This is a genomic window from Sporosalibacterium faouarense (genome assembly GCF_016765695.1).
Taxonomy (GTDB): domain Bacteria; phylum Bacillota; class Clostridia; order Tissierellales; family VENL01; genus Sporosalibacterium; species Sporosalibacterium faouarense.
Genome location: NZ_JAETGO010000093.1, coordinates 26,196 through 46,984 on the forward strand (window position 1 = coordinate 26,196; position 20,789 = coordinate 46,984).

General features: G+C 30.7%; 24 protein-coding genes and 1 other RNA gene. 1 reads left to right on the plus strand and 24 read right to left on the minus strand.

Annotated features, from left to right (window positions below; all coding sequences use genetic code 11):
• Window positions 1–81: 81 nt before the first annotated feature.
• The 11 genes from JMO20_RS18040 to JMO20_RS18090 form a co-directional block, all read right to left on the minus strand.
• A complete protein-coding gene (locus JMO20_RS18040; protein WP_202711114.1) occupies window positions 82–933 on the minus strand; it encodes a bifunctional 5,10-methylenetetrahydrofolate dehydrogenase/5,10-methenyltetrahydrofolate cyclohydrolase in 852 nt (283 codons plus the stop codon).
• A gap of 39 nt (window positions 934–972) precedes the next feature.
• Window positions 973–1,146, minus strand: coding sequence for a uracil-DNA glycosylase (locus JMO20_RS18045; RefSeq protein ID WP_202711115.1), 174 nt, complete (start codon window positions 1,144–1,146; stop codon window positions 973–975).
• A 15-nt stretch (window positions 1,147–1,161) separates the two neighbouring features.
• Window positions 1,162–2,019: a phosphatase PAP2 family protein gene (locus JMO20_RS18050; RefSeq protein WP_202711116.1), complete on the minus strand. Its 858-nt coding sequence runs from the start codon at window positions 2,017–2,019 to the stop codon at window positions 1,162–1,164.
• A 370-nt stretch (window positions 2,020–2,389) separates the two neighbouring features.
• Window positions 2,390–2,866, minus strand: a complete 477-nt coding sequence (gene grdA, locus JMO20_RS18055) for a glycine/sarcosine/betaine reductase complex selenoprotein A (RefSeq protein WP_202711117.1) — start codon at window positions 2,864–2,866, stop codon at window positions 2,390–2,392.
• A gap of 95 nt (window positions 2,867–2,961) precedes the next feature.
• Window positions 2,962–3,279, minus strand: coding sequence for a thioredoxin TrxA (trxA, locus tag JMO20_RS18060; protein WP_202711118.1), 318 nt, complete (start codon window positions 3,277–3,279; stop codon window positions 2,962–2,964).
• 285 nt (window positions 3,280–3,564) lie between these two features.
• Window positions 3,565–3,927, minus strand: coding sequence for a hypothetical protein (locus JMO20_RS18065; protein ID WP_202711119.1), 363 nt, complete (start codon window positions 3,925–3,927; stop codon window positions 3,565–3,567).
• Window positions 3,928–4,096: 169 nt separating this feature from the next.
• An RNA gene (rnpB, locus tag JMO20_RS18070) (RNase P RNA component class A) lies at window positions 4,097–4,438 on the minus strand.
• A gap of 110 nt (window positions 4,439–4,548) precedes the next feature.
• Window positions 4,549–5,274 (minus strand): zinc ribbon domain-containing protein, encoded by a 726-nt coding sequence (locus JMO20_RS18075; RefSeq protein ID WP_202711120.1) that lies wholly within the window; start codon window positions 5,272–5,274, stop codon window positions 4,549–4,551.
• 77 nt (window positions 5,275–5,351) lie between these two features.
• Complete coding sequence (locus JMO20_RS18080; RefSeq protein WP_202711121.1) at window positions 5,352–6,455, minus strand: Nif3-like dinuclear metal center hexameric protein; 1,104 nt, start codon at window positions 6,453–6,455, stop codon at window positions 5,352–5,354.
• Window positions 6,452–7,141: a tRNA (adenine(22)-N(1))-methyltransferase gene (locus JMO20_RS18085; protein ID WP_202711122.1), complete on the minus strand. Its 690-nt coding sequence runs from the start codon at window positions 7,139–7,141 to the stop codon at window positions 6,452–6,454. Before JMO20_RS18085 ends, JMO20_RS18080 begins: the two co-directional genes overlap by 4 nt.
• Window positions 7,141–7,860, minus strand: coding sequence for an HAD family hydrolase (locus tag JMO20_RS18090; RefSeq protein ID WP_202711123.1), 720 nt, complete (start codon window positions 7,858–7,860; stop codon window positions 7,141–7,143). The genes JMO20_RS18085 and JMO20_RS18090 overlap by 1 nt, the downstream gene beginning before the upstream one ends.
• Window positions 7,861–7,906: 46 nt before the next feature.
• On the opposite strand from JMO20_RS18090, the gene JMO20_RS18095 reads away from it, so the two are divergent.
• On the plus strand, window positions 7,907–8,089 hold the full coding sequence (locus JMO20_RS18095) for a hypothetical protein (RefSeq protein WP_202711124.1): 183 nt from the start codon (window positions 7,907–7,909) through the stop codon (window positions 8,087–8,089).
• 66 nt (window positions 8,090–8,155) lie between these two features.
• Here JMO20_RS18095 and rpoD read toward each other — a convergent pair whose 3' ends face one another.
• The 13 genes from rpoD to cdd form a co-directional block, all read right to left on the minus strand.
• Entirely contained in the window at window positions 8,156–9,253 is a 1,098-nt protein-coding gene (gene rpoD, locus JMO20_RS18100; RefSeq protein ID WP_202711125.1) for an RNA polymerase sigma factor RpoD, read from the minus strand.
• A gap of 24 nt (window positions 9,254–9,277) precedes the next feature.
• Window positions 9,278–11,110, minus strand: coding sequence for a DNA primase (gene dnaG / locus JMO20_RS18105; protein WP_202711126.1), 1,833 nt, complete (start codon window positions 11,108–11,110; stop codon window positions 9,278–9,280).
• Window positions 11,111–11,191: 81 nt separating this feature from the next.
• Window positions 11,192–11,626 carry a YaiI/YqxD family protein gene (locus JMO20_RS18110; RefSeq protein WP_202711127.1) on the minus strand — a complete coding sequence of 145 codons (435 nt, stop codon included), beginning with the start codon at window positions 11,624–11,626 and terminating at the stop codon, window positions 11,192–11,194.
• A gap of 88 nt (window positions 11,627–11,714) precedes the next feature.
• Entirely contained in the window at window positions 11,715–12,731 is a 1,017-nt protein-coding gene (locus JMO20_RS18115) for a deoxyguanosinetriphosphate triphosphohydrolase (RefSeq protein WP_202711128.1), read from the minus strand.
• A 289-nt stretch (window positions 12,732–13,020) separates the two neighbouring features.
• Window positions 13,021–13,839, minus strand: coding sequence for a pyruvate, water dikinase regulatory protein (locus tag JMO20_RS18120; protein WP_202711129.1), 819 nt, complete (start codon window positions 13,837–13,839; stop codon window positions 13,021–13,023).
• Window positions 13,840–13,851: 12 nt separating this feature from the next.
• Window positions 13,852–14,496: a transcriptional regulator CcpN gene (gene ccpN / locus JMO20_RS18125; protein WP_341534060.1), complete on the minus strand. Its 645-nt coding sequence runs from the start codon at window positions 14,494–14,496 to the stop codon at window positions 13,852–13,854.
• Window positions 14,497–14,683: 187 nt separating this feature from the next.
• A complete protein-coding gene (glyS, locus tag JMO20_RS18130) occupies window positions 14,684–16,798 on the minus strand; it encodes a glycine--tRNA ligase subunit beta (RefSeq protein ID WP_202711130.1) in 2,115 nt (704 codons plus the stop codon).
• Window positions 16,791–17,678 (minus strand): glycine--tRNA ligase subunit alpha, encoded by an 888-nt coding sequence (gene glyQ, locus JMO20_RS18135; protein WP_202711131.1) that lies wholly within the window; start codon window positions 17,676–17,678, stop codon window positions 16,791–16,793. Before glyQ ends, glyS begins: the two co-directional genes overlap by 8 nt.
• 271 nt (window positions 17,679–17,949) lie before the next feature.
• On the minus strand, window positions 17,950–18,450 hold the full coding sequence (locus JMO20_RS18140; RefSeq protein ID WP_202711132.1) for a DUF4342 domain-containing protein: 501 nt from the start codon (window positions 18,448–18,450) through the stop codon (window positions 17,950–17,952).
• Between the two features lie 19 nt (window positions 18,451–18,469).
• A complete protein-coding gene (recO, locus tag JMO20_RS18145) occupies window positions 18,470–19,216 on the minus strand; it encodes a DNA repair protein RecO (RefSeq protein WP_202711133.1) in 747 nt (248 codons plus the stop codon).
• A 19-nt stretch (window positions 19,217–19,235) separates the two neighbouring features.
• On the minus strand, window positions 19,236–19,391 hold the full coding sequence (locus tag JMO20_RS18150) for a hypothetical protein (protein WP_202711134.1): 156 nt from the start codon (window positions 19,389–19,391) through the stop codon (window positions 19,236–19,238).
• An 82-nt stretch (window positions 19,392–19,473) separates the two neighbouring features.
• Complete coding sequence (era, locus tag JMO20_RS18155; protein ID WP_202711135.1) at window positions 19,474–20,361, minus strand: GTPase Era; 888 nt, start codon at window positions 20,359–20,361, stop codon at window positions 19,474–19,476.
• The gene (cdd, locus tag JMO20_RS18160) at window positions 20,362–20,784 is read right to left on the minus strand and encodes a cytidine deaminase (protein ID WP_202711136.1); all 423 of its coding nucleotides are present in this window, start codon (window positions 20,782–20,784) and stop codon (window positions 20,362–20,364) included.
• Window positions 20,785–20,789 lie beyond the last annotated feature (5 nt).

The following is a 20,789-nucleotide window of genomic DNA, read 5'->3' on the forward strand; positions in this document are numbered from 1 at the left end:
TTAAAACTAATAATGAGGTAACTAAATACTATAGTTAAAATTTCAATATAAAATTCCCTAATTTATTATTTCTTTAACTTCTTATTTATTATAAGCTTCACATGCCTTTACAACATGACTTAGTAATATAGCAGTGGTTACACTTCCTACTCCTCCTGGAACTGGTGTTATCCCTTTCACCTTATCCTTTACTTCGTCGTAATTTGAATCTCCACATATACCACCATTTCCATCGTCACTGATTCCAACATCTATTACTACTGATTTAGTGCTGAAATAATCTTCTCCAAACATTTTGGCTCTGCCTACTGCAGTAACGACTATATCTGATTTAGATGTAATTTCTTTTAGATTCTTAGTTTTTGAATGACAAATTGTAGGTGTTGCCTTTTCTCCAAGTAACATCATACTTAGAGGTCTTCCCACAACCAAGCTTGCATTTATAACTGCTACATCACTTCCTCTTAACTCATATTTATAATACTTAAGTATTTCCATGACAGCCATTGGAGTGCATGGAACAAAGCCATCTAGATTACCTTCAAACACCTTTTCTAAATTAATTGGATTCATACAATCTATATCTTTAGCTGGGTTAATAAGGTTTCTAATCTCTTCTACATCTATTTGCTCAGGTAAAGGTCTAAATACTAATATTCCATGGATATTTTTGTCTTTATTAACTTGAAGCATTAATTTTCTCATCTTATCCATAGATGCGTCCCTATCTATCTCATAGACCTTAACTTTTATTCCAACAGATTCACAATTTTTAACTATGCCTTTTTCATAGGCTATATCATCAGCTCTGTTTCCCATACGTATAATTCCTAATGTAGGTACTATATTTTTCTTATTCAATTTATCAATTAATAGCTTCATATTTTCCTTTATCTTATCTGCAACTGGCTCACCTTTTAAGATATTCTCCATAAATGTTCCTCCTTCATTATGTTTTGATAGATTCAAACACTATTTCTTTAATTTAAAAGCTTTGCATCTCTTTCCAGAGCTTTTATAAACTGCTAAAGATGGTATATATCTAGTCTTAAACCCAAAATATCTACATCCTCTTGGGTTATTTGTATCCCATGTAACATAAAAATGTTTGCATTTGAGACAATTAATTCTCTTGTCCTTATTCATTTATACCAACTTCCTTTAATTATGACTATTTGCTATTTTCAGCTTTATAAACAACAATGGTGATAAGAATGTTATCCATATACCCATTATCAAATATCTTATGTATTGAAAAATCACACTACTTGGCAAAATACTTTTAAGTACAGTTTTTATACCTAATAAAACTATTATCCCTATAGAGTACTTAATAATCTGCTTAAATAAAGAATTACTAACACTGAAGTTAAGCAATTTTTTATCACTAAAATAACCAATAAAACCTCCTGTCGTCAAAGCTAACATCTTAACATTTGTTTCTGTTGGATAGATTAATAATAGAAAACTAGGTATTATTATTGACAATATTACTGCAAATGTATAATTAAACTTAAAACTACTTATCTTATTGATTATATGATGTGAAAGTAATGCTATGATTATTCCAAAAAACAATCCTCCTATGACGTCAATGGGCCAATGAACTCTTAAATAAAGTCTTGAAAAAGCCACTAAAATAATTATAATAGATCCAATTACATAGATTGTTTTTTCCTTTATTTTTGTCATTAAATAGCACCAAAAAGATGTGCTGATTTGTGTATGCCCACTGGGGAACGAGTATCCCGGAGCAGATTCAACGTATATTGATTTAATGTTTTCTTCAAAGATTGGTCTTTGAGTATGAAACAGATCTTTAAGAAATGAATTTGAAAGAGCTGTAGCCATTGTAACTACAAATAATCTTATCCCTAAATGTTTATTAACACACCAATAAATGAAAGTAATAACTAAGATATAAAATGTTTCACTTCCTAAATTAGTTAGAAATATAAAAATATTATCTAAGACTGGATTACTGATTTTTTGAAGATACATCAAAAAGTCCATTTGCATACAATCACCCCCTAATTTATATATGTGTAATAAAATTATTATATCATAATTTAACCAAAATTACTGAATTAAGGCTATTCCCTTTCACAATTATAATTCTTATATTTTTTTAAAAATAATTCTAAATGTGGTTAAAAACCCGTATTTTAAATATTTTATTTGAAAATCATTATATATAAAGGAATCAATTATTTAGAAAATTGCATATTTATAAATCAGTTATACTTTTTGTGCAAAATTTTAATATGCTTTTTTAAATATTTTTTAAACATAAAGTGAATTCTTTCATTTAAAAAGCTATGAATAGACTTTCTATTCATAGCTTTTTAATGTGGTGGTATACTTAATTAAGATTTCCTTTTATGCTCAATTAATCATTAAATTCACAGAATTCTTCCCTTATGTCTGTCATTTCTTCAATAATTTCATCAATATCTAGAACCATTTCCATCATTCCAATTTGCTCATCGTAAACTTCAGCATCTACTTCTTCTTTGAATTCTGGCTCTACAACATGATAAACTCTAAGTCCTAACTGGACTCCCGCTAATGGACCTGCAAAGGTAGGATCTCCTGCTGTAACAGTTTCAGCTGCTAATCCTGCAGCTTCTCCTTCAGCAGCACCTAAAAGAACTATTACATTCTCAGCACCGTGTTTTTCTGTTAAATCCTTAACCCTTTGTTGATTTTCTAAATCCATTGCTCCTGCAGCCGTTCAGACAAAACACTCAGTTGATGAAAATACTACTTCGGCTTCTGTTGACTTTAAACATTCTTCGATAGCTGGTCCTGGAATACCATCTCTATCGCCTATAATGATAACTTTTTTACCATCATAACGTCCCATTATTGCCACCCTTTCTATAGTTCAAGTTTTATGTATCATAATAAAATATTTCATATTTCACTTATCCTACAGATATAATACTTGATTTTCCTAAATTAAATATACTTCTTAATCATGTCCTCAATATTTGTTTTGCTGGCATCATCTTTTGTAAGTTCATCAACTTTTTCTCCATTATGATAAATACATATAGTAGGTAGTCCTAATACTTTTTGCTTTATTGCTAGTCTCCTTGCTGATGTAATGTTAAGCTTACAAAATTTAATTTGATCACCATACTGGTTTTCAAGTTCTTCAATATGTGGCATAAGTGCTTTACAAGGCTCACAACCATCACTCCAGAAGTCTACCAAAACATGTCCATCATAATTCAAAACTTCTTCTTCAAATGTTTTTTTATCAACAGCTAACATAAAAATACCTCCCTTCATTTAAAGTTTTATTTGATAAATAAAATGTATCTAGTTACCTAGAATATTACATTCTATTAACTTTATTATAACATTTTTCCAGATTTATTCAATCATGGTTATATTTTAATCATGATTATATTTTTATTTTGAAAGCTTATATTTTGAAATAAAAAGAATTTTTTCTCAATCAAAAAAATGGCCAAATGTTCACTTTCTCATAGAAATTATGCTTACTTATATACTTAATTCATAATTTTAATCTAATTTAATTTTACTATATTCTCTTTACTTTAAGTTATACTCACTATATAAAGCTCCCTCATCTAACCACTTATCTATATTTCCCTTAGTAAAATAGAATTCATTATTGATTATGACATATGGGATGAATCTATATGTTGAAAAAGCAGTAAGGTTTTCTTTCTGTACAACTTGACTAGTTATCAAGTCTCTAAAGTCTTCCACCTCAATCCCTAAGTATTTAGCAGCTTCCTCTTGCTTAAGTAGCTTTTTCTCTCCTGTATTTATTGTTGCTTCTTTACTTGATATTTTATTACTAGATTTTAGACCATTAGCCAGTATAAGCGATGATCCTAATAGTGATACTGCTATTATCAATGATGCTATTATTATTGCTTTATTCTTCAATCATCTCACCTCCACTATTTAGATGCACTAAAACTAAAAAAGGTTGTAAATCCCTAGATAAATATTTTGATAATGTTCACATATGCTATCACAAAAATTGTATAAAAGCAAATTACGATTATAAATAAACTAGAAAAACACCACCCTTAAAGGTGGTGTTCTTCACATTAATACAAGCAAATCTATAAGCCGAGTTCTGTATCTGACGATCATCTATCTACACCTATCGTTGCCAATAGGTTCCAGCGACCTACCTACGGGATGGTGACGGGCAGCCACCTTTTCTAGTCCCTACTTGGTCTTGCTCCAGATGGGGTTTACAGAGCCAACTAGTCGCCTAGCTGCTGGTGAGCTCTTACCTCACCTTTCCATCCTTACCTGCGTATAAAGCAGGCGGTCTATTTCTGTTGCACTATCCTTAGGGTTGCCCCCACTGGGTATTACCCAGCATCCTGCCCTTTGGAGCTCGGACTTTCCTCATGCTTAAGCATGCGACCATCTGATTTACTTGTTTTTTTTATTTTTTTAACGACAAGTAATACTATAACACATTTTTTACAATTCTTCAATTATTATTTTTTTCTATAAATGGTAAAATATACTCCAAAGTACTAAAAACTATTATTTCTCATCATAGGAATAATATAAAATTCTACCACAATTATCACAATGTATAATTTCTTCATGCTTCTTAAGCTTTGATACTAAAGAAAGGGGTACGCTCATATGACATCCAGTACATCTGTTATCAGAAACTCTGACGACAGCTTTATTTTTTCCCTTAGCTTCCTTCAGTTCTTTGTAACTATTGACCGTACTTTCGTCAAGCTGTTCGACTACCTTACTTGATTTTTTCTTATATTTACTAATTTTCTCTTCAATCTCTCTGATTCTTTCTGCTTGTCTTTCTTCAGCTAATTTCAATTCTTCGTCTAAAGTTTTCTGTTCTTCTGCAATCTTTATAGAGTCTCCCTTTAGAACTTCTACTTTTTCCATCAAAGCTAGGATCTCCGACTCAATCTTTTCTATATCTTCTTTTATTTTTTTGCTTTCTTTATTCATAAAATCCAGCTGCTCTAAGTCTGTAATCTCTCCACTGTATAGCTTTTCATTAATATCGTTTAATTTATAATTCAACTCATTTAATTTCTTATTATTACGATGAATTTTTTCCTTATTTACATCTATTTGAGTATTAATGTTCGTACTATCATATTCTCTTTGTCTAAGCTTTAAATAAAATCGTTGAACCTCTTCTCCTTCTTTAGTCTCTTCTAGCTTATCATTAAGAGTGCTAATTTTTTTATCATAGTTTTGAAGCTTCCACAATAATTCTAATTGGCTCATCCTTTAACCTCCTTAAGCCTGTATTTTATCACAAGCCTATTTAATACAAATAATAATATACAATTGATTGTATCCAATCATATTGTAAAGAAAGAATAGTTATTTTCACATATCACATCAATGCTTATCTTACTCCCTAGGGAATTAATCAAATAATTTTTTAGATATTCTAAAATATGTTTTTCAGTATCATAATGTCCGGCATCAATTAGAGCTAGCCCAAGTTCAGAAGCTAACTGAGCATCATGATACTTTATATCCCCTGTCAAATAAACATCCGCTTTATGCTTAGCTGCTTCGACGATAAAGTCTGACCCACTCCCACCGCACACAGCTACTTTACTGATTATTCTATTTGTATCTCCATATGCCCTCACTTCTCTACAGTCTAACTTTTTTTTCACTTCATTGGCAAATTCTAAAAGAGTTATGGGATTTTCTAAATTTCCTATTCTACCATGTCCATGCTTAATGAAATCGTTTGCTAGAGGGTATATATCATAGGCTACTTCCTCATATGGATGTGCATCCTTCATTGCATTAATAACATTTTTAAGTATACTCTCAGGGACTATGGTTTCTACTCTTACTTCCTCTACTGTTTCCAATTCCCCTATTTTACCAATAAAGGGATTTGACACTTCGCTAGGCTTAAAGGTTCCGAGCCCATTAATGTTAAAAGTGCAATCACTATAGTTGCCTATATGTCCTGCTCCCCTTCTAGTTATAGCTTCCCTAACTCTATCACTGTGAGTCTTAGGTACAAACACAACAAGCTTAAAGAGTTTTTCAGATATAGTAGGAGACAAAATATTCATACTTTTCAATCTAAATATTTGGCCTAACCTATCACTAACTCCATTGGGACATATATCTAAATTAGTATGAAGACTAAACAAAGTAATATCTGCTCTAATTAGATTATATAATATTTTTCCTTTTTTATCATCTTTTGATATGTTTTTTAATCCTTCAAAGATAAAAGGATGATGAGTTATAATCATATCCACATTATTTTTTATAGCTAGGTTTACAGTTTTATCAGAAACATCTAAGGATATTAGGACCTTGTTGACTTCTTTATCTATACTACCTAACTGTAATCCAACATTATCCCATTTTTCTGCGAAATGAATAGGTGCCAATCCATTTAAAATATCAATAATGTTTTTTGCAATCATAATATATCAATTACCTCCAATAAATCATTGTGTCTTTTCTTTAGCTCCTCATATTTTTCATTTGATTCTATAGATTCTCGATTTTCTAAGCTTTTCAGTATTTTCTCTGTTGTATATAGTTTTTTGTCAATAAATTCTTTAAGTAATTTATCCTTCTTCTCAACTAATTTTTTCCCTACCTCATAGTATATCTCTCTATCTATTGTTTCCTCTCCATGTTCTACTACCATAATTTCATAAAACCTATCTTTTTCTCTTGCTAACTTCTCGTCTGTTATTCTATATCCATTGTTATACAAATATCTTCTCAATTCATCTGATGCTACCATAGGTTGCAATATAAATCTATCTATACTTCTAGTAATCTTTATATCTTCTTCTAATATATCCCTTATTAGAAGCCCACCCATACCTGCAATAATTGCAGTATCTACTTCAGCTTCCTTTAGAATCTCTAATCCACTTCCTAACCTAGCCTCTATTTTATCACTTAAGTTATTTTTATCAATATAATCAACAGCATTATTCAGTGGTCCTTCATTAATATCTGCAGCAATTGCCATGGGACAGATTCTATTCTTTACTAAATATACTGGTATATATCCATGGTCTGTGCCAATATCGGCAATTTTTGACCCTTTCTCAATAAAATCTGCTATTGCTTGAAGTCTTGGAGTTAATTTCATTAACTTTCGCTCCTTAGTGGTAGTTCCTTAACATGATTATATAAATCTTCCATAGACCCTCTATAATCAGGCTTTAAACCTTCAGTTTCTCTATCAATTATATAATCTTCTATTAAGAAAGTTTTAATTCCAAGCTTTGATGCTATAATATCCTCTTCCATATCATTACCAACCATCATAATATCCTTACTTTCATGGCCAATCTTCTTAAGTATTTCTTCATAGTACTCTAAATTAGGTTTACAAAAATGCATATTTTCATATGTAGTTATTAATTTAAAGTCATTTATGTCTAAACCAGCCCATTGAATTCTGTGATGAATTGCTTCCTTGGGAAATAGTGGATTCGTGGCAACTACTAAATCATAGTTCTTTCTTTTAAGTTCATTAATAATTTCCTTTGATAGAATATTAGGCTTCACAACCGATCTTAAATTTTTAAAATCTTCTTTATAAAATTCTTCAAAAATCGGATGAAGCTCTTCTAATTTATTGTCTATTCTAGTTGCAAAATCTTCAAAAAAAGCTTCTTCATTTGTTTTATTAGATTCTAAATTACTAATCATATATTTAGTTGAAGCCCATACAAAACCTGGAAGATCCTTTGGATTTATATGACTTGATAGTTTAGTTGCCAATTGGGCAAAATAAGCTTGTGTGAACTCTTCCATATCCAAAGGCAAAAGAGTTCCATCTAAATCAAATAGTACTGCTTTCATTAAATTACCTTCTTTCTTTAGTTTATTACAATAAAGAGGTGACAATATGAGTAAAAAATTTATTTTAAAAGACAAAAAAGAAATTCCTAAAATCCCTCATTTTTCCTGGGGTGCTACTAACCCTCAGTGGTCAAGGGAGGCAAGTATAATTGCTAGTGAACTAGACGATGATAACGAAAGTCAATTAAATGATCCTGAAAAGCACTATTATTTGAGAGATTATAATTAAAGATTCGCTTAAGCGAATCTTTAGTTAATTGAATAAAATTAATTGATAGTAAACTATCAATTAATTTTATTCTAAAAAGTCCTTCAATTTTTTACTTCGACTAGGATGTCTCAGCTTTCTCAATGCTTTAGCTTCAATCTGTCTTATTCTTTCTCTAGTAACATCAAATTCCTTACCTACTTCTTCTAAAGTTCTAGCTCTTCCATCGTCTAAACCAAATCTTAGTCTTAAGACCTTTTGTTCTCTCTCAGTAAGAGTATCTAACACTCCAACCAATTGTTCTTTTAATAAAGTAAATGTAGCAGCTTCTGCTGGAGCTTGAGCTTCATCATCAGGAATAAAGTCACCAAGATGACTGTCCTCTTCTTCTCCAATAGGAGTTTCAAGAGATACAGGTTCTTGAGCTATTTTTAGTATTTCTCTAACTTTTTCTTCTTCTAAATTCATCTCGCTAGCAATCTCTTCAGGAGTAGGCTCTCTACCTAATTCCTGTAATAATTGTCTTGATACTCTAATAAGCTTATTAATAGTTTCAACCATATGAACAGGTATTCTAATTGTTCTAGCTTGATCAGCGATTGCTCTTGTTATAGCTTGACGTATCCACCAAGTAGCATAAGTACTAAACTTATAACCTTTAGTATAGTCAAATTTTTCTACAGCTTTAATTAGTCCCAGATTACCTTCTTGTATTAAATCTAAGAATAACATGCCTCTTCCTACATATCTTTTAGCGATACTTACAACCAATCTAAGGTTAGCTTCAGCCAACTCTCTCTTTGCGAATTCATCACCTTGTTCCATTCGTTTAGCTATTTCAATTTCTTCTTCAGCCGTTAATAAAGGTACCTTCCCTATTTCCTTTAAATACATTCTTACAGGATCATCAACACTAATTCCTTTAGGAACAGATAGGTCTTCTTTGGTGATATCTATTTCATCGTCATCGTCATCTTTACTTTCATTATCGTCCTTATCACCAACAATATCAATTCCCATATCTTCTAAACTCTGATATATATCATCAATTTGATCTGAATCAATATCAATCTCTTCAAGGGTATCCATTATTTCTTTGTAAGTAAGCATGCCTTGTTTTTTTCCTTTTTCAATAAGCTGCTTAACTGCTTTTTCATTATCTTTTTTATTAACCTTATTAGCCATTATGATCGCCTCCTTTCAGAAATACTACCGATGAAATTTCAGCTCCCTTTCTATTCTCGTAAGCTCTGAACATAAAAGTTTGAATGTTTCTTCATCTCCTTCAGTTTTTTCATTATTTGACACAATCTCTTCAATCTGTTTCTTAATTTCATCTTTTTTAATTTTTAAATTGTATCGTTGAATTTTACCTATAAAATCATCAACTGCTTTAATTTTTTCTCTATCATCTAATTGAATGTTAGTATTAATTATTGATTGAACTTTTTCTAAATTTTCCCCTTCAAAACTATTAATTATCTTATCTTCAAATACTGAATTTTCTTCTTCATACATACCATAGACTAACCTAGCTATCTGTCTATTAATTTCATTCAGAAAATCTGAAGGTGTAAAAACTTCTTTCACTTTAGCATAAATCTTTTTATCATTTATAATTAAACTTAATAGATTTCTCTCGGCATTTAAATGTCCTGGTTCTAAATTATGTTTCACTGGTATTATTCTTTCCCTATTATTGTTTCTATATTTATTAGATATATACTTGTCCTTAGGATTTGTTTTGTTTTTATAGTTGTTAGTTCCACCATAAATTTCATTTTTTATTGCATCAGTAGAAATTTTAGTTTCTTGAGAAATTTTAGCTATATACGCATCAACTTCCACTGGACTCTTAACATTTTTTAAAGTTTTAGCTATTTCTCTAGTAAAACCTATTTTACCCTCCAGTTGAGTTAAATCATATATACTTTTATAGAAGTGAATTTTAAAGTCTATAAAGTTTAATGAATTATTTTTCAGCCTAAGAAAAGCTGATTTGCCATACTCTTTAATAAAATCATCAGGATCTTTTCCCGATGGTAATACGATGGCTTTAACATCAATCCCTAATTCTTTAAAAATATCAAAAGCTTTATCAGTTGCTTTTAATCCTGCTGTGTCGGAATCATAGCAAATATAAAATTCATTGCTATATCTTTTTAATAATTTTGCTTGATTCGGTGTAAATGCTGTTCCTAATGAAGCTACACAATTCTTAATACCATAATTAAATAAAGCAATAACATCCATATATCCTTCAACTAAAATAATGTCATTTCCTCTAGAATACTTTTTAGCAATATTTAGGTTATATAAATTATTTCCTTTAGCAAATACTAAGCTGTCAGGAGAGTTTAGATATTTAGGCTGAGAGTCATCAATAACTCTCCCACCAAAACCAATCACTTTCCCCTTAGTGTTTATTATGGGAAACATTATTCTATTCCTAAATCTGTCATAATGGCCACTCTTGTTTTTTCTTTCAATTATTAGTCCTACATCAGCCATCTCACTATCTTGATATCCCTTTGACTTCAAGTGGTTTAACAAATCTTCCCACGTGTCATATGCATACCCTATTCCAAAAGCTTTAATTGTATTATCGTTAATTCCTCTATTTAATAAATAATTATAAGCAACCCTATTCTTTCTTAAGTTATTATAAAAATATCTTGCAGCATCTCTATTTAAATCAAAAAGTCTATTTCTTTTATTATTCTTTTCATTGTTTTCTTGAGAACTTTCCTTTTCAAGTTGAATACTTGTTCTATCAGCAAGCAATTCTAAAGCTTCAGGAAATTCAATACCTAAATGCTTCATAACAAAGCCTATCACATCTCCTCCTTCACCGCACCCAAAGCAATGGTATATTTGCTTAGAAGGCGATACCATAAAGGAAGGTGTTTTTTCACTATGAAAAGGACATAAACCTTTATAGTTAGATCCTGCTCTTTTAAGTTCAATATGTTCTGATACTACATCTACTATGTCATTGGATTCAATAACCCTTTGTATATCATCTTCTGAATAATAAGGCATTCTAATCACCTTTTTTATATTTCTATTTTAAAATACAAATTCCTTCTTTTTATTTAAAGATAATCATCATATACATTATTGCTATTTCTCAATTAATTTAATCAAACCACTCCTAAATTTTTTATCGTCTTCCATATGCCTTTTTCTAGGTCCCTTAATTCTGTGACCTCGTTTTTTAGCATCCATAGTTATATGCCTATTAAGTAAAAATCTGTTGATATTTTCGTTGGTAAATATTTGACCTCTATTAGATATACAATAGCTTTTATTTGCTACAACCAATGAAGCTAATCCATAGTCATTAGTTACAACAATATCCCCTTTATCTAACATATTAGCAATCTTTATATCAACTGCTTGACTGTAATCATCAACATATATTACTTTCGCATAATTTTCTGTATTAATGGAATGATTAATGCTAGCAAAAATTAAAACCTCTATATCATATTTCCTTGCTACTGTAATAATTATTTTTTTAACTGAACATGCATCACCATCAACTAATATTTTCATAAAATCATCCTAAAATCATTCTTAAGAACTACTGAAATCTATGCCATTCTAAATATTCGACATAAAAAGTGCTATTCCTTCTTTTTTTTTAATATTTATCCCAAGGCAAAGGGATAAATAATTTGGTAAACAAATTGATAACATATCTATCAGTCATTCCAGCAATATAGTCACAAACAACATCATCCTTTGATGAATGACTATCGTCACAATGCCCCCTATGTTCAATTGGAATACTTTTAAAATCATTTAAATAATATGTGTAAATCTCCTTTATTATGTTTATTGCTTTTTGTTCTTCTGCTTTAGCCTTTCCAGTCAAATATACATTTTTAAACATAAACTCTCTTAATTTCATAGTATAAAATTCAATTTCTTCACTCATAGAAATCTCGTTTTTATCTTTACTATTTTCTATAATATCAACAATCATAGTATTTATTCTATTACTATGACTTACTCCTAAAACTTTAATACAATCTTCTGGTAAATCATTTAAAGTTATAATATTACCCCTGATTGAATCATCTATATCATGATTTATATAAGCAATTCTATCTGCAATTTTTACAATTTGCCCTTCTAAAGTCTCGGGATTTTTTTCTCCGGTATGATTTAAAATTCCATCCCTAACTTCATAAGTCAAATTGAGTCCCTTTCTACCATTTCTTTGTTCTAAAAAATCTACTATCCTGAGACTCTGCACATTATGTCTAAATCCTCCTGTATGAATCTCATTCAAAACCTTCTCACCTGTATGTCCAAAGGGCGTATGTCCTAAATCATGACCTAGTGAAATGGCCTCAGTTAAATCCTCATTCAACTCAAGAGCCCTTGCAATAGTCCTAGAAATCTGAGACACCTCTAATGTGTGAGTTAATCTAGTTCTATAATGATCTCCTTCTGGGGCTATGAAAACTTGGGTCTTATGCTTTAACCGTCTAAAAGCTTTTGAGTGAATAATCCTATCTCTATCTCGTTGAAAGTCAGTTCTAATATCACATTTATCTTCTTTATATTTTCTTCCTTTACTATTGCGGCTTAAAGTAGCATTTTTACTTAGAGCTTGGAGTTCTTTTTCTTCCGTCCTTAAACGAATATTCATAGCATGCTCCTTTCGCCAATTTATTATATTTTGATTCTGTCCAAAAAAGATTATTTTAATATATATATACAACAAATATATCGGTATTCCTTCATTATATTCATTATTAATTGTTAATTTGTATTAAAATTTGTTAATATTTAATGAAAATCTTCAATTTACAGTTAATCTTAATGGATAAGAAAATCTCTTATTCACAAATTAAATTTAGTTTTACTTAAGGTTTTAATATAGAATTTTTTAGATGAAAAAAGAACTTGAATGTTCAAGCTCTTTTTAAAAAATTCATTTATAATAATTCATTGTCCTTAACTAACTTCATAATAATACCAGCTGTTTCTTCCACGGCCTTTACTGATACATCTATAACAGGACATTTTAATTTTTTCATCAAATCTTCGGCATACTGAATCTCATTTAAGATTCTATCCATACTTGCATAGTTAGCATTATCACTTAGTCCTAATGCCTTTAATCTTTCTTTTCTAATTTCATTTATCTTAACAGGATTTGCTGTTAGTCCTATAATTCTCTTGCTATCAATTTCAAACAATTCATTTGGAGGTGGTACTTCTGGAACTAAAGGTATATTTGCCACTTTAATATTTTTATGAGCTAAATACATACTTAAAGGAGTTTTTGATGTTCTAGATATTCCTATCAATACTATATCAGCTTTCTTAATGCCTTTAGTATCCTTACCATCATCATATTTAACAGCAAACTCAATGGCTTCTACCTTTCTGAAATATTTCTCATCTAGCCTTCTTATTAATCCAGCTTCTCTTTTTGGCTCAAATCCTATCAAAGCCTCCATACTTTCTAAAATTGGAGTCATAACATCTACAGCCATAATATTGTACTCTTGCGCCTTGTTTAATAAAAACATCCTAAGCTTGTCGAGAACTATTGTGAATAAAATCATACACTTTTCATTTTTTGCTTCTTCTAATATTTCAATTATCTGGTCTTCATCAGTTATATATGGAAATCTTCTGGTTTCATACTTGCCAGAATTAAACTGACTTATAGCAGCTTTGGCAACTTGCTCTCCAGTTTCACCAATAGAGTCAGATAAAACATATATTACTGTGCTCTCATTTTCCAAATGATCACCCCTTTACTCTGCATTTCCTAGGTCTACAAACAACCTAGTTATATTAGTCTTAGAAATTCTACCTATAACTTTATATTCAATCTTATCTTTTTCTATCTCTATATCTTCAACAATTGGAAGATTATCTACTTGATGATCAATTATCTTTTGAGCCGCCTCCAGTACACTTTCCTCCTCTTTTGTTACAACGATGTTAGGCATCCTTGTCATAATAACACCGACTGGCATTTTATTTATATCTATTCCACCTATTGCACTCTTTAAAAAATCTTTTCTGGAAACAACTCCCGTTAAAAAACCATTAGAAGTAACAAAAATTGTTCCTGTATCTTCAAGAAACAGAGTAACTATGGCATCATAAACAGTAGTCTCTTCTTCTACCACTACTGGCATGGACTTGACTTCAGATACCTTAATTTCTTTGATTTTCTCTGATAAAAAGTCTAATGAGGATTTGCCACTATAAAAATACCCAACCTTTGGCCTTGCATCCAATATACCCATCATAGTAAGTATAGATAAATCTGGCCTAAGGGTAGCCCTTGTTAGTTTTAATTTCTGGGCAATAGTCTCACTGGTAACTGGTTCGTTTTCTTTTACTATATCAATAATTTTCTCTTGTCTATCAGTAAACTGAATAATTCTCACCCCTTTACTGTGTGAGCTTGGACTCTAACGCTATTTTATCAAATTATATTAATCAGGTCTACAAAGTAATTCCATATGGTATGAATTTCTATTAAATAGATATCATTTAATATAGTATATTCCTCTTTATGTAATTTGATTTTTTTACTTTCTAGTAAAAAATCCTGCTTAAAGCAGGATTTTTACACTACTTGCTTACAATTTTAGATAGATCACAAATCATCTTCATTGTGTTGGAGATCTTCTTTATTAGTCCAAGACGATTATTCTTTATTTCTTCATTATCTACCATTACCATTACATTATCAAAGAATAAATCAATTGGGCCCCTAAGACTTATCATTTGATCTAATGCTTGGTCATACTCTTTATCTCTAATTAAAGAATGAACCTTAGACTCTATTTCATTGTATACCTTATAAAGGCTAATTTCTTCCTCTTCTTCTAATAGCTCTCTTTTCACACTATCTTTTTTTGTTTTTTGAGATAGATTTTCAACTCTATTAAATGCTGCTAATACATCATTTAATTCATCTCTATTTATCCATTTGTTTAGTTCTTCTGCTCTAATAAGCAAATCAGAAATGTCATCATTTTCAATACTTAACACTGCATCTACAACATCGTATCTGATTCCCATATCAATAAACATATTCTTTATTCTACCCTTAAAGAAATCTAGTATATCACTTTTTACTTGATTCATATCGAATTCTATAGGCTTAGCTCCTGCATCATCCATAAGACCTTCTAATACACTGTAAGAAGTGTATATATTTAAAGAAGATTCGATTAATTTTTCTAAAGATACATGGAGGTTCTTGTTTAAAATTATATTTATTATCCCTAAAGATTGTCTTCTTAATCCATATGGGTCTTGAGAACCAGTAGGCTGTATTCCTATAGCAAAACACCCAGCTATTGTATCTAATTTATCTGAAATACTTGCTATAGACCCTGCTGTAGTTGTTGGTAGTTCATCATCAGCAAATCTCGGTAAATAATGCTCATATATAGCTAAGCTTACTATTTCATTCTCATCTGATTTTTCAGCATATTCTTTACCCATAACACCTTGAAGCTCTGTAAATTCATAAACCATTTTTGTAACAAGGTCAGCCTTAGCTAAATATGTAGCTCTTTCAACATTTTCTTTAGTCTCTTCGCCAACTTCAAGAATATCAGATATTTCACTGGCAAGCATACCTATTCTTCTAGTTTTATCATAAACAGTTCCTAATTCCTTTTGGAATACTATATCTCTTAACATATCAACGTAATCCTCTAAAGGCTTTTTAATATCTTCATTATAGAAGAATTTAGCATCTTCCAACCTAGCATCTAATACCTTTTCATTACCTTTAGCCACAATATCAATATGTTCTTTATTTCCATTTCTAACTGCTATAAAATATGGTAACAATCTATTTTTATCATCAACCACAGGATAATATCTTTGATGCTCCTTCATCGGAGTAGTAATTACTTCCTTTGGTAACTCCAGGTAGTGTTCTTTGATATTACCTATAAAAGGTGTTGGATATTCAACAATATTTGTTAACTCATCTAAAAGGTCACTATCTTCTAAGAGCTTTCCGCCCCTTTCCTTAGCAAGAATATCACAACCTCTTTTAATTCTTTGTTTTCTTTCTTCTTGGTCTACAATAACATAGTTTTCTAAAAGCTTTTCAGTATATTCATCTACATGATTAATCTCAATTTCATTGCTACCTAAAAATCTATGTCCTCTAGTAATATTACATGCTTTAATCCCTTCTAAATCAAAATCTATTATAGAATCATTAAGTAAAGATACAATCCATCTGATTGGCCTAGCAAATTTAAGATTTTTGCCACCCCATACCATAGATTTAGGGAAATTAATACGTTTTATTAAGTCAGCTAATTTATTTTCTAAAACTTCTCTGGTATTCTTTCCTAGTTCAAGTTTGTTTGCATAAACATACTCTTCACCTTTAAATTCTTGAATAATAATGTCCTCTAAAGACACTCCTTGCCCTTTTGCAAAGCCTTGTAAAGCTCTTGAGGGATTTCCTTCACTGTCATATGCAATCTTCTTAGAAGGTCCTTTTACAAGCTCTTCAAGGTCATCTTGCTTATCCGATAGCTCTTCAATAATTAAAGTTAATCTTCTTGGTGTAGCAAAAGTCTTAACTGATCCAAAGCCAATTCTTTCTTCTTTTAATAGTTTTCTTGTATTATTTTCAAGCTGATCTAAAGCAATATTAATAAGCCTAGACGGTATTTCTTCCGTTCCGATTTCTAATAAATATTTATTCATTTCCTTTAGCACCTCCCTTAAGTAATGGGAATCCTAATTCTTCTCTCTTTTCAAGATATTTTGCAGCTATTAATCTAGCGAGAGTTCTAACTCTTCCTATAAAGCTAGTCCTTTCAGTTACACTTATTGCTCCTCTAGCATCTAACACATTAAATGTATGTGAGCATTTTAACACAAAATCATATGCAGGAAAAACTAATCCCTTTTCAATTAATTTAGTAGCTTCATCTTCATAGGTCTTAAATAACTCAAACAATCTATCTGTATCTGCTTCATCAAAGCTATACACAGAGTGTTCATACTCAGCTTGACCGAATATTTCTCCATATTTAACACCTTCATTCCATTCAATATCAAAGATACTATCTACATCCTGTAAATACATAGCAATTCTTTCTAGTCCATATGTTAACTCAGCTGACTCTAGCTCGCAGTTGATACTACCAACTTGTTGAAAGTATGTAAATTGTGTAATTTCCATACCATCAAGCCATACTTCCCAGCCTAACCCCCACGCTCCTAATGTTGGGGCTTCCCAGTTATCTTCTACAAATCTTATATCATGCTTAAGAGGATCAATTCCTAAGGCTTTTAAGCTTCCAAGATAAAGTTCTTGAACATTATCTGGAGATGGCTTTAATATAACCTGCATTTGGTGATGCTGATATACTCTATTTGGATTTTCACCATATCTTGCGTCTGCAGGTCTTCTGCAAGGTTCTGGATATACAACCTTCCAAGGCTCTGGTCCTAAAGACCTCAAAAAAGTTTGAGGATTCATGGTACCTGCTCCCTTTTCCACATCATAAGGCTGCATAATAGTGCATCCTTGTTTTCCCCAATAATCTAAAAGCTTTAATATCAAATCTTGAAAATACACTTTGATTTCCTCCTTCATAAAAAATTATAAATAAAAAAACCTCCCGCCCCATATAGGGACGAAAGGTTACTTCCGCGGTTCCACCCTACTTGACACCAAAGGCATCCACTTTGTTATACAGATATACTCAGAAGTTCCTTCATAAACTTTTATTGAGCTTTCACCATCCTCAATTCGCTTTGTTTTGTTTATTACTCTTCTTCCTCATTGTATACTCATAACTATTAAATTATATAATCTAATTTAACAAAGATTAAATAAAATGTCAATACTACTCTACTGAATCATCATTTTCCATATTATCTTCAGTTTTAACGTCTTTATCTCTTCTCATAGCATTTTTCATTTTATCCATAGTTTTCTCAGTCATATCGTTAATATTGACAGTTTCACCATTCTCTTTAACTATCTCTATCGTACATTTTGCCACTATTGCAGCAGTTAATCCTACCGCTGTAACTGGTGGTGAAATAATCGCTCCTATGGCTCCAGCTGTTACAGGAATATTCATTATAACATTTCCATCTCTTCTAACGACTATTTTAGTTACATTGCCTTTTTTTAGAGCCTCTTTAAGATTCTCCATTATTGCATCTGTTTTACTAGATACATTTTTACTAAAATTCTGGCCCCATGACTTTTGATTTTCCTCAAGATGTATTAGAGCATCTACAACATCTCCATCACATTTTTCTAAAACCTCTTTAGCTTCTTTATAGCTTACTCCTGTTCTAGCTCTTATGGTGTCAATTTTCTCTAAATTAATATCCATATAAAGCACCTCCTATAGATTATTTAGGAATTGATTTAATAAAATCTAATGATTTAAAAGTTTTTTTATCTATATGTGCAAGTAAATATTTAGTTAATATCTTTTCAATATTTAATAAAGTACTCTCAGGAATTTGGACCTCGTCTAAATTATCAAGCTTTGCATATAATAAGTTATCCATAGCCTTTACTGTATTTAAGTCCAATGATAGAGCATACAAATCAGAATTTTTACATTTATCACATAAAACTCCACCTTGGCTAATACTAAATTTTATTCTACCCATTAGATTATTATTACATACTACGCATCTTCTTAGATGAGGTTTATATCCCATAAAGCTTAGAAATTTAATAATAAATGCAAGAACTAATTTTAAAAAGTCATCTTCGATTACTGATAACACGTTTAGTGTTTTTAATAGTAAAAGAAAAACCTTTTCGTTGCTTTCTTCTTCAGTTATTCCAGCTTCAACTATCTCAAGTATGTATGTCCCATATGCAAGCTTATATAAATCATTTCTTAATGAATAAAAGGAATTCAAAACTTCCCCTTGATTGACATGATAGAAGCTTTTTCCCCTATATAATACGAAATCACTATAGCAAAAAACCTGGGTGCTTCCCATTAAGGGACTTTTAGTTTTACGAGCACCCTTTGCTATTGCTGATATCTTTCCATTTTCTCTTGAAAATATCGTAAGTATCTTATCAGATTCTTTAAATTTCACTTGACGTAACACTATACCTTGTGTCTTCTTATGCATTTTTACACCCCTAGATTTATTAGAATCCTTGGAGTATTTTTTCCTTTTTATCTATATTGTCATTGTTAAACTCATTGTTATATTTTCCTTCAATATTTTTTGCTTCTGATAAATACATATATACATTTATGTTACCAGTAGATTTAAACATTTTCCACATTTCATGACTTAACATAAAATCCCTCCTATAGAGATGTATGTACTTAGTTTTCTACTGTATTGAAGGAAACATACAATACAATTTATGTTATTAAAGGTTATTTGTACCCCAAATTTCTTAACATTCTTTCATTTTCACGCCAGTTCTTATTAACTTTAACCCAAACTTCTAAGAAGACCTTACTACCAAGAAGTCTTTCAATGTCCTGTCTTGCACTCTTTCCAATACCTTTAAGCTTTCTTCCTCTTTTGCCTATTATAATACCTTTATGAGACTCTCTTTCACAATAAATAGTAGCATTTATATCAACTATATCTGAATCTTCCCTTGGCTTTATTAAATCAATATCTACTGCTATGCCATGGGGAACTTCCTGTTCTAAATAATGTAATGCTTTTTCTCTAATTATTTCCCCTATTATTAGCCTTTCTGGTTGATCAGTAATCATATCGTTAGGAAAATATTGTGGTCCTTCTGGCATTAATTCCTTAAGCTTATTTACAAGCCTTCCAACTCCACTGCCGTTGATAGCTGAAATTGGAATAATATCTTCAAATATATCTAAATCTTTATAATTTGAAACAATTGTTTCAATTTCATCCTTATTAATCTTATCAATCTTATTTACAATTAATAACTTAGGTGTAGATACATTTTTAATTTGTTCTAATATATATTCATCCCCTGGTCCCATCTTTAGACTCTCATCTATTAACCAAAGAATTACATCTACTTCATCTAAAGTGTTTTTTGCAACCTTAACCATATAATCTCCAAGCTTATTTTTAGGCTTATGAATTCCTGGTGTATCTAGGAAAACCACTTGAAAATCTTCCTCAGTATATACACACTGAATTTTATTTCTAGTAGTCTGTGGTTTATCGGAAATAATCGCAATTTTTTCACCAATTATTCTATTCATTAAAGTTGATTTTCCAACATTAGGTCGTCCAATTATAGTTGCAAATCCTGATTTATATCCCATCTATTTATCTCTACCTCCATTTTCTTCTAAGTCTTCTGGTCCAAAGCTATTCGGCAATAATTCATCTAACGTATATACTCTAAAATCATCCTCTGTATTCGCTACAATTACTTTAATATCTCTTCCAAATTCTCTAATGACTTGTCTACAAACTCCACAAGGAAATGTATAATCAGAATCACCAGTTACTGCTATAACTTCAAAATCTTTATCCCCTTCGGAAATAGCCTTTGCAATAGCTGTTCTTTCAGCACATATTGTAGGTGTATATGAAGCAGACTCTATATTGCAGCCAGTATAAATCTTCCCTTCTTTAGTCTTTAATGCAGCTCCAACATGAAACTTAGAATATGGAACATAAGCCTTTTCCTTCGCCTCCATTGCTTTTTTTATTAAATCTTTATATTGATCATTGCTAGTCATGTAGA